This is a genomic window from Cytophagales bacterium (assembly GCA_019456305.1).
In the GTDB taxonomy this organism is placed as follows: Bacteria; Bacteroidota; Bacteroidia; order Cytophagales; family VRUD01; genus VRUD01.
Genome location: VRUD01000157.1, coordinates 1 through 1676 on the forward strand (window position 1 = coordinate 1; position 1676 = coordinate 1676).

Genomic DNA, 1676 nt, shown 5'->3' on the forward strand with positions numbered 1-1676 from the left:
TTGCGGATCCTTGCAGAAGCAGCGCCTGAGAAAAAGGCAGTGGTTGTTCGCTCCCAGGTAGCTCCTCCCGGATTAACGACATCCCAGTCTTTTTTCGCATCGGTTGGATGAGCAGGAAAAGTTAAGTTTTCAATACCTTCAAGTAAAGGTGTTACTTCACCTGTAATTGGTTTTACAGTAACAATACCTGTTCTTGTAAGGGCGTCACTTCCTGTACTATTAGATACGGTCAATGTAGCATCATATACACCGAAGGTGTTATAGGTAACAGATGGATTTTGAAGGTTGGAAGTAGCTGGATTTCCTCCAGGGAAATTCCACGACCATGTCCAGGTACTATCAACATCAGCATCGTAAGATTTATCGTAAAACAATACTGTAAGCCCTTCGCATCCTTCGTTAAAATTATTGCTGAATTCTGCAATAGGGACACATGGAGGAGCTGTATAACCGTCATTTGTACCTGTTGCTATTAAGTTAGAATTTGTCCAAAGATTATTTCGGCATGGCGAACCTGTAATAGCAGCAAGCATTCTTGTTTTTTGCCCCTCTGTGAACATTTTAGAGCAGCTGGCATAATCCATATAATTTTGAACGTTATCTAATGAAGCACACGATGTACCGCTTAAATTACAACCAAAAGTTCCTATCGTGTTAGGGGTATCAGTGACCCCATCATCTATAGAACAATTGGTGGATAACCCCGGATCATTAGTTGATCCCCAGGTATGAGCAAGATTGAAATAATGTCCTGTTTCGTGCGTCAGAGTTCTTCCACCTCCTAATTGTGTATACCGGTTTACCACACCTTCATGGCTTAAGGAAGGAGCGCTGCACGGGTAATAAGCATAAGCCCCTGCACCACTGGCAATATTAGCAACAACCCAAACATTGAAATATTTTTGGGTATTCCAGCTAATGAGGTCTTTTACATTTTCACCGGCATCGTAGGTAAGATCAGAAAGAGTTCGGGTGATGCCTTGAGTACAATTTCCGGAAGGGTCTTTTTTTGCTAATCTAAATTCTATCCCACAATCGGCTGCAATAATATCAAAGGGGGGTACTACATCAATGCTATCCGGGTTAAGTTTTTTAAAATCCTCGTTAATAATTCTTACAGCATTTTCTACCTGTTCTTTTGAAATATTTTCAGATCCATAATTATGGATAATATGAAATACTATCGGTATTACATAAAGCGTATGCCCGGGTTTTTTTTTATTTGATGTGATATAGTTTTGGGTAAAATACTCAAGCTCCTTCCTTTTTTTAATTAAATCATGGTTATTTGATAAAGATTTATTTACTTCTTCATCAGTGCCACACCAATTACTATTCCGGTATTGGGCATTAGTAACTGTCGGTATCAAAAGAACACTGAATATGATAAGTTTAAAGGTGTATGTAGTAAGTTTCATGATTATAGATGATTTTTGTTTATTAAGTACGAATAGAGACTGAATAGCAGGCTGCCAGATTATTCGTACCCTCACTCCAACCCTTTAAAACCAGCAGAGTGGGAGCACGATGAGCAGGCAACTAAATAACTATAAAACCAGAACTAAAAACTATTAAACTATAACCCCGCACATAAATTTATAATAAATAGATTCTTTCGTTATTAATCAACAAATGGTTATATGGCTATATGGTTAAATGGTTTGTGATTAGATTAG

Annotated in this window: 1 protein-coding gene; it reads right to left on the reverse strand. The window is 38.1% G+C overall.

What is annotated here, in order from left to right; all coding sequences use genetic code 11:
• Nucleotides 1-1418, reverse strand: a 1418-nt coding sequence (locus FVQ77_17475) for a PKD domain-containing protein (GenBank protein MBW8052095.1), incomplete at its 3' end; no start/stop codon positions are given.
• Between the last annotated feature and the right edge of the window lie 258 nt (nt 1419-1676).